Genomic DNA, 8,169 nt, shown 5'->3' on the forward strand with positions numbered 1-8,169 from the left:
CCACCCGGTCGAGCGGCGAAGTCATCCACCATCGAGCTATCGGGCTCCGCGGCCGGTGCGGCGGTGCGGCCATTCTCGACCCATGACCACCACCGTCGTCCGCGCCACCTCGTCGTCCGCGTTCCTGTCCGTCGTCCCCCACCTGCTCGAATGCACGCCCCGGCAGAGCCTCGTCATCGTCCCCTTCGACGGCAGCCAGTCCCTCGGGGCGATGCGCGTGGACCTGCCGCCCGAGGGCGACGCCGCCGAAGACGGGCTGGCCTCGACCGTCATCGGCATGGCCTGCAAGGTCCGCCGCACCGACGGTGTCGCGGTCGTCGTCTACGCGGACGTCCCGCTCCAGGCGGGGCTGCCGCATCTGGGATTCGTGGATGCCGTGCGCTCCCGCGCGCAGATCTGCGGCTTACGCCTGGTCGACGCCCTCGTGGTCGGCGCGGACGGGTGGGCCAGCTTCTTCGAGCCGACGGCGATCCACCCGCTCGCCGAGATCGCGGCTCACCCGGCGCCGGCCGTCGAGGGCCTCGAGGTGCACCCCGATCAGACGTCCGCCGCGGCCCTGCCCGAGATCGACGCCGAGTCGGCCCGCGCGTTCGGCCGACTCCTCGACGACGTCGAAGTCGCGCTGCACCGCACCTCCGCGCGGCGACGCGTGGGCCCCGCGCGTCGCGCCCGGATCGACGAGGCCGTGGCCGGGATCGGAGATCCGCCGGCGCTGTTCGAGCGGATCGCGTCGACGCCGACCGACCAGCTCGATCTCGCCCACCTGGCGGCTCTCGGCTTCTGCCTCGAGCGCCCGGCTTTGCGCGACGTCGCCCTTGTGCAATGGGCCACGGATCTTCCGACGGGGGATGCCGTCCTGCACGCGCAGACGGAGTACCGCACCGGCACGCCCATCCCTCCGGATCTCGCGCGTCCCCTGTACGGCGAGGGCGCCCTGCCCGACCCGTCGCGACTGCGAGCCGGCCTCGACGCGTGCCGGCGGGTGGCCGCGCTCACGCCGGAGGATCGTCGACCCGGACCGCTCGCGGCCTGCGCGTGGCTCGCGTGGGCGGGCGGCCGCGCCAGTCACGCCGCCACCTACGCCGAACGGGCCCTGCGCATCGACGCGCAGCACGGTCTCAGCGAGATCGTGCTCGCGCTGGTGTCGGCCGGACAGCTGCCGGAGTGGGTGTACGAGCGCCCTACTTCACCAGCGGGAACAGGATCGTCTCGCGGATTCCGAGCCCGGTGATCGCCATCAGCAGGCGGTCGATCCCCATGCCCATGCCGCCCGTGGGCGGCATGCCGTGCTCGAGAGCCCGCAGGAACTCCTCGTCGATCGGCATGGCCTCGTCATCGCCGCGCGCGGCGAGCTTGGCCTGCTCGGTGAAGCGGTGACGCTGGATCACGGGGTCGACCAACTCGGAGTACCCCGTGGCCAGCTCGAAGCCGCGGACGTAGAGGTCCCACTTCTCCACGACGCCCTCGATGGAGCGGTGCTCGCGCACCAGGGGGCTGGTGTCGACGGGGAAGTCCATGACGAACGTGGGGCGCGTCAGCCCGCCCTTGACGAAGTGCTCCCACAGTTCCTCGACCCACTTGCCGTGCGTCTCGTGCGGGGGTGCGTCCACGCCCTGCTCGGCGCCGAACGCGCGCAGCTCCTCGACCGGGGTCTGCGGGGTGATCTCGCGCCCGGACGCCGCCGACAGGGAGTCGTACATCGAGATGCGGTCCCAGTCGCCGCCGAGGTCGTACTCGGTGCCGTCCGCCCACGTGACGGTGGTCGAACCGGCGACGGCGATCGCGGCATCCTGGATCAGGGTCTGCGTCAGGTCGGCGATGCCGTGGTAGTCGGTGTAGGCCTGGTAGGCCTCGAGCATCGCGAACTCGGGGCTGTGCGTGGAGTCGGCGCCCTCGTTGCGGAAGTTGCGGTTGATCTCGTAGACCCGGTCGATGCCACCCACGACCGCGCGCTTGAGGAAGAGCTCGGGGGCGATGCGCAGGTACAGCTCGGTGTCGAAGGCGTTTGAGTGGGTCGTGAAAGGACGGGCGCTCGCGCCGCCGTGCTGCACCTGCAGCATCGGCGTCTCGACCTCGACGAAGTCGCGCTCGGTGAAGGTGCGGCGCAGGCTCGCGTTGACCTTGGCGCGGGCCAGGACCGTCTCACGGGCGCGGTCGCGCACGATGAGGTCGAGGAAGCGGCTGCGCACACGGCTCTCTTCGCTCAGCTCGGAGTGCAGGTTGGGCAGGGGCAGCACGGCCTTCGCCGCGATCGTCCACTCGCTCACCATGATCGACAGCTCGCCGCGACGGCTCGAGATCACCTCGCCCGAGACGAACACGTGGTCGCCGAGGTCGACGAGTTCCTTCCACGCCTGCAGCGACTCGTCGCCCACGTTGGCGAGCGACACCATTGCCTGGATGCGGCTGCCGTCGCCGGCCTGCAGCGAGGCGAAGCACAGCTTGCCGGTGTTGCGGCTGAACACCACGCGTCCGGCGACACCCGCCGTCTCGCCCGTCTCGGCCCCGGCCTCGAGGTCGCCGAAGCGGGAGCGCAGCTCGGGGATCGTGGTGGTGATCGGCACCGAGACCGGGTAGGCGCCACCGGCGGCGTCGACGCGCTCGGCGAGCAGACGCTCGCGCTTGGCCAGTCGCACCGCCTTCTGCTCGAAGACCTCGTCTTCGGTGGGTTCGGCGGCGTCGTTCGCGGGCGCGTCGGTCATCGTCAAGCTCCTCGGGGTCTCGCCCATTCTATTCGCCGCGTCCGAGCGCTCCGCGGCGCGCACCCCCGCCCGATCGGCCGGCGCCGCCCCGGCTCCGCCTCAGCGCAGCGAGATCTCGGCGTTGTCGATGAAGCGGTGCCCACCCACCGTCGCGGCGATCAGTGCCAGGGCCCGGCCGTGGTGGCCCTCGTCGACGGGGAGGAACGTGGCGGGATCGACCACGCTGAGGTACTCCAGCGAGATGCGCTGCTCGCCCATCAGCGACGATTGCGCGGCGGCGATGCAGGCGTCGACGCCCATGTCCGCATTGGATGCCGCCGCCTCGAGCGCGCGCGGGAGTTTGGCCGCGGCGCGGCGATCCGCCTCGTCGAGCAGGGCGACGCGACTCGAGATCGGCAGACCGTCGTCGGTGCGCACGGTCGGGACCGAGACGACCTCGACGGCGAAGTCGAGATCGCGCACCATGCGTCGCACCAAGAAGATGCGCTGCGGATCGCGCTCCCCGTAGACGACCACGTCCGGGGCGATCAGGTGGAAGAGCTTGGCCTCGACGGTGAGGACGCCGTCGAAGTAGAACGGGCGCACCCGTCCCTCGTACCGCAGGCCCACGTCACCCGCCGACACCCGCGTGGTGGCCGTGCCCGCGGGCAGGAATTCCGCCGCGGACGGGGCGAAGACCACGTCGACGCCCAGCTCGTCGAGCACGCGCGCGTCCGCCTCGGGCGAGCGCGGGTAGGCCGCGGTCTCATCGGCCGTGCGGAAGCGCAGCGGGTTGACGAACGTCGAGACGACGACGACGTCGGCGCGCTCGCGCGCCTCGCGGATGAGGTCGACGTGGCCGTCGTGCAGCGCACCCAGCGTCGAGACGAGCGCGACGCGCGGACGGTCGGTGGGTCGGTCCGCGTCGCGGATCTCGCCGAGTCGGGTGCGCAGATCGTCGAGGGTGCGGATCATCCGTCGATCGTAGCGTCGCCGTCCCGCACGCTCCGGCCGGCTCCCTCGGCGAGGGCCTGGTCGACGGTGGAGCGGACGAGGGCCGAGAGGTACCCGCCGGGGTTGTCGACGCCGACACGCGTCAGCAGCTCGGAGCTCTGCCGCACGATCGAGCGCGAGAACTCCGTCGCCGTCGCGATGGCCTCGGCGTACGTCGGCCGGTCCTCTTCGGCGACGACCACCGGTTCACACCCGAGCTCGACGGCGAGGGCCTGCGCGATCGGCAGCACCGGGCCCGGGGCGGTGACGGCGGCGTACGCCTGGGCGAGCTGTCGCAGGTCGACGGACGACGCTCCCGTGAACGAGATGGCCGGGTGGATCGCGAGGGGGATCGCCCCGCGCAGAGCCGCCGGGTCGAGCACACGCGCCCCGTACCCCGCATCGGTGTGCAGCACCAGCTGCCCGGGCTGCCAGGCGCCGAGGTCGGCCAGCCCCGCCACGAGCCCCGGGATCTCGTCGTGCGGGACGGCGATGACCACGAGCTCGCTGCGGCGCACCACCTCGTCGGCGGCGAGGACGGGCAGTCCCGGCAGGATGGCCTCGACGCGGTCGTCGTCCGATCCCGAGGTGATGCCGGTGAGCGCGTGCCCGGCTCCCGCGAGGGCCGCGCCGATGACGGGCCCCACCCGACCCGCGCCGATGACGCCGACGCCCAGACGTCCGTCGCGGCCGCTCATCCGGCCCACCGGTGGCTGCGGTCGCCCGCCGCCGCGACCACGGCCGCGTGCGCCGTCTTCTCGAAGAGCGCGACGGCGTCATCGCGGTCGAGTGCACCCACCGCGGTCTGCACGCTCCCGGCGATCACGTGGCCGACGACCGTCGCCGTGCCCAGGGCCCGCGCCACCGGGCCCTGATGTATCCCGACCGACTGCAGGCGGGCGAGGGGCAGGATGCTGAGCGAGCGCCGCACCCATCCATGGCGCAGCAGCAGGGCATCGGCCGTCACGAGGGCGCCGTTGCGCCGCCACGACAGCGGCCGCAGCCACCGCGCACGAGCCGGGGTGGTCGTGTAGGGATCGTCGTCCACCGGACCCAGGATGCCGTCCCGGAACACGAGTGTCCATTCCTCGGCCGACAGACCCGGGGCGAGGATCCGGAGCACGCGTTCGACGTCGTCGCGCGTGCCGATGGGCAGGACGGCGGCGAACTGGTCGGTGCTGGTGTCCGTCGACGAGCGACCCGACAGGCGGTTGACCGAGACGGCCCACCATCCGAACGGACGCCACATCAGCGGCTGATGCACCTCGATCGCGTGCACCCGCCCCGGGGGAACGACCTCGGACACCGTCGTGAACAGCCCGAACGTGACGCGCACCCCGTCGGGGGTCGGCGCGATCGAGTAGCGCAGCCCCCGCGCGATGGATCGCACGTAGTACGCACCGAACGCCAGGAACATGGGGATGACCGTGAACAGCAGCCACAGCGTCGAGACCGAGGCGGCCACCGCGATACCCCCCACCAGGGCGACGAGGACGAGCGTCGACCCGCTCAGGACACGGGATGCCACGAGACGGCCGATCGGGATGCGGACGATGGTCTCGGGCTCGGCATCGCCGAAGTCCTCACCGTCGACGAGCTGCTGCAGCCCCGAGCCCACGGCATCCGCCGCCTGGCGCACGAGCGACCCGCGTTCGCCGTCCTTCACCCGCGCCTCGGCCAGTCGGCGGCCCGACGCGAGGCGCAGGATGTCGCCGCGGATGGCCTCGGCATCCTTGCCCGAGAGGTATTCGAGCCGGACGTTCGCGTCCAGGCCCGCGCCGACGACCTCGAGCTTGGCCAGCCCGAGCAGCCGCGCGATCATCGGGCGCGTCAGGTTGACGCCCTGGACGCGGTCGAGCGGCGCCCGCCGATGCGTACGGAACAGCACTCCGGAGCGGACCTCGACGTCGTCGTCGCCGATGCGCAGAGTGTGGAACCGCCACGACAGGCGGAACAGCACGAGCAGCACGACGAGCACCCCGAGGGTGATCCCGCCGGCGATGAGGATCAGGTTGTTCGCGAACAGGAAATCGACGGGGTCGGGCGGCAACTCCCCCGGCGGCAGGTCGGTGAAGACGGGGAAGAACAGCTCGATCAGCCGCTCGCGCAGGTTCGCCACGATCACACCGATCACGACGAGCAGCGTCAGCCCCCCGCGCAGCAGCGGCGTCAGAGGGTGCAGGCGGTGCCACTCGCCGTCGCTGTACGGCGAGCGCACGACGGCGCGCGGCGGCGCACCGGTGCCGGCGCCCGGATCGCTCACAGGCCCGTCCGACGCGTCTCGGCCACGGCGACCAGCGTGTCGCGCAGCTGCTCGGCCGCCTCCTGCGTCAGACCCGGGATGGTCACACCCGACGCCGCCGCGGCGGTCACGAGCTTGAGCTGCGCGATGCCGAAGCCGCGGTCGAGCGGTCCGTGGGTGATGTCGACGAGCTGCATGCGCCCGTACGGAACGGCGACCACGCGTTGCCACAGGATGCCGCGTCGGAACACCAGGTCGTCCCGCCGCAGCTGGTAGCCGAAGGACCGCGCCTGACGCGGAGTGATGAGCAGCCCGACGAGCGTCACCAGCAGGACCACGCCCGCGGGGATCCAGTGCCAGACGAACCCCGTCCAGGTCTGAGCGATCACGGCGACGGCGAGCACGGCCAGCAGCACCGCGCCCTGCGTGATGAGCTGCACCCGCACGTACGCGCGTGCCAGCTGGTGCCACGTCCCGTCGCCCAGGGGCAGGCGGCGCGGCGAGCGCGGTTCGAGGATCCGGTCGTACGTCCGCGTCCCGAGCGCACCCGCGTCCGGCACCGCACCCGCCGCGGGCAAAGCGCCGGCGTCCGGCACCGGGCCCGCCGCCGGAGAAGCGCCGGCGTCCGGCACCGCGCCCGCCGCCGCAGAAGCGCCGGCGTCCGACTCAGGCCCCGACGGGTCCGGCGGGGGTGTTCCCGGGGGTGTCGTCATCGTCGTCCTTCCGGATGGTGCACAGCTGCTCGGCCACGAGTCCCGCCACGACCAGCACGGCGCCGGCCGCGAGTGTCGCGATGATCGATCCCATCGAGCCTATCGACGGCGTCACCGGTCGGGTCAGCAGGAACCCCAGCAGACCGGCCGCGAATCCGGCCGCGACGGCGCCCAGCAGCGACGAGGCCTTCGCGAGCATCGCGATGCGCAGTGCCCGGAAGGGATCGATTCGCTGACCGCTGCGCCCCCGCGAGGCGCGGAAGATCGGGACCGCGAGAACCACCACCACGGCCCCCAGCAGTACCAGGATCGTGGGCAGGCTCGCCGCCGGCGAGAAGGTCGTCCGTCCCATCGCGGTGAGCATCGTGTCGACGACGAACCCGACCACCGCGCCGATCACGAGGGCGATGATCAGGATGCCGGCCCCCGTCCGCTTCATCGCCGGAGCCCTTCGAGCAGGTCGACGACGCGCCCCCGGCCGGGGATCTCGGCATCCGGATCCACCTCCGCCCACGGGGCGAGGACGAACGCGCGCTCGTGGGCACGCGGATGGGGGACGACGAGGTCGTCGCGCCGGATCACCTCGTCTCCGTAGGCGATCAGATCGAGGTCGAGGGTGCGGTCGCCCCAGCGCTCGCGGCGGACGCGGCCGTGGCGCGCCTCGATGCGGTGCAGCGACGCGAGCAACTCGGCCGGGGCCAGGCGGGTCTGCAGCAGCGCGACGGCGTTGAGGTAGCGGGGCGCATCCTCGTCCTCTCCGTCGAGCGTCACCGCGACCGTCTCGAGGGGCGTCGACACCCGCACGTCCGAGGTCAGCGCGAGGTGGCGCAGCTCGTCGACCGCCGCCTCGAGGGTGGCGGCGCGCTCGCCCAGGTTCGCACCGAGGGCGACCACCGCGCGCACCGGCGTCGATCTCGGCGCCTCGCCGATGCCGTGCGCCAGCCGGACGCTCACGAGCGCCCCCGTGCGATGGTGACCGACACGTCGCCGAACGGCACGGTGATCGGAGCCTGCGGCTTGTGTACCGTGATGGTGACCGCGTCGATCCGGGTGTCGCTCAGCACGTCGTCGGCGAGGCGCTGTGCGAGCGTCTCGAGCAGGTCGACCGGCTCTCCCTCGACGACGGCGACCAGGCGCTCGGCGAGCTCGCCGTAGTGCACGGTGTCGACGACGTCGTCGGTCTCGGCGGCGCGGCGCAACGAGAGCTCCAGCACGGCGTCGACGACGAACTCCTGGCCCTCGCGCTTCTCGTCGGGGTACACCCCGTGATAGCCGAAGGCGCGCACCCCCGTCAGGGTGATTCGGTCGGCGGCATCCATCAGGACTCCCAGGCGCGGGCGACGGCGAGAGCGTCGCGGGTGGTCGGTACGTCGTGCACGCGCACGGCCCACGCGCCGGCTCCGGCGGCCAGCGCACTCGTCACGGCGGTGGCAAGGTCGCGGCGGGCGAGGTCGACGTCCTCGCCGAGCGTCTCGGCGAGGAAGCGCTTGCGGCTCGTGCCGACGAGCACGCGGTGCCCGCGTGCGGCGAGGGCCGGGAG

General features: G+C 72.6%; 10 protein-coding genes. 1 reads left to right on the top strand and 9 read right to left on the bottom strand.

Going from position 1 to position 8,169, the window contains the following annotated elements:
* The first annotated feature begins 82 nt into the window (after nt 1–82).
* Entirely contained in the window at nt 83–1,231 is a 1,149-nt protein-coding gene (locus DBR36_RS07975; RefSeq protein WP_108318339.1) for a DUF4192 family protein, read from the top strand.
* On the opposite strand, the gene lysS is transcribed toward DBR36_RS07975, so the two are convergent.
* From lysS to DBR36_RS08020, 9 genes are all read right to left on the bottom strand, one after another.
* Nucleotides 1,182–2,702: a lysine--tRNA ligase gene (lysS, locus tag DBR36_RS07980; protein ID WP_108318340.1), complete on the bottom strand. Its 1,521-nt coding sequence runs from the start codon at nt 2,700–2,702 to the stop codon at nt 1,182–1,184. The two genes, DBR36_RS07975 and lysS, sit on opposite strands and share 50 nt — an antisense overlap.
* Nucleotides 2,703–2,801: 99 nt before the next feature.
* Nucleotides 2,802–3,656 carry a pantoate--beta-alanine ligase gene (gene panC, locus DBR36_RS07985; protein WP_108318341.1) on the bottom strand — a complete coding sequence of 285 codons (855 nt, stop codon included), beginning with the start codon at nt 3,654–3,656 and terminating at the stop codon, nt 2,802–2,804.
* Entirely contained in the window at nt 3,653–4,372 is a 720-nt protein-coding gene (locus DBR36_RS07990) for a DUF2520 domain-containing protein (RefSeq protein WP_108318342.1), read from the bottom strand. Before DBR36_RS07990 ends, panC begins: the two co-directional genes overlap by 4 nt.
* Nucleotides 4,369–5,937, bottom strand: coding sequence for a PH domain-containing protein (locus DBR36_RS07995; protein WP_108318343.1), 1,569 nt, complete (start codon nt 5,935–5,937; stop codon nt 4,369–4,371). The genes DBR36_RS07990 and DBR36_RS07995 overlap by 4 nt, the downstream gene beginning before the upstream one ends.
* On the bottom strand, nt 5,934–6,512 hold the full coding sequence (locus DBR36_RS08000; RefSeq protein WP_375136068.1) for a PH domain-containing protein: 579 nt from the start codon (nt 6,510–6,512) through the stop codon (nt 5,934–5,936). Before DBR36_RS08000 ends, DBR36_RS07995 begins: the two co-directional genes overlap by 4 nt.
* A gap of 70 nt (nt 6,513–6,582) precedes the next feature.
* Nucleotides 6,583–7,068, bottom strand: coding sequence for a DUF3180 family protein (locus DBR36_RS08005; RefSeq protein WP_108318344.1), 486 nt, complete (start codon nt 7,066–7,068; stop codon nt 6,583–6,585).
* A complete protein-coding gene (gene folK / locus DBR36_RS08010; protein ID WP_108318346.1) occupies nt 7,065–7,583 on the bottom strand; it encodes a 2-amino-4-hydroxy-6-hydroxymethyldihydropteridine diphosphokinase in 519 nt (172 codons plus the stop codon). The genes DBR36_RS08005 and folK overlap by 4 nt, the downstream gene beginning before the upstream one ends.
* Nucleotides 7,580–7,948, bottom strand: coding sequence for a dihydroneopterin aldolase (folB, locus tag DBR36_RS08015; protein ID WP_108318348.1), 369 nt, complete (start codon nt 7,946–7,948; stop codon nt 7,580–7,582). The genes folK and folB overlap by 4 nt, the downstream gene beginning before the upstream one ends.
* A partial coding sequence (locus DBR36_RS08020; RefSeq protein WP_181373527.1) for a dihydropteroate synthase occupies nt 7,948–8,169 on the bottom strand: 222 nt, incomplete at its 5' end. The genes DBR36_RS08020 and folB, both read right to left, overlap by 1 nt.

Source organism: Microbacterium sp. HMWF026, from assembly GCF_003061325.1.
Lineage (GTDB): Bacteria > Actinomycetota > Actinomycetes > Actinomycetales > Microbacteriaceae > Microbacterium > Microbacterium testaceum_E.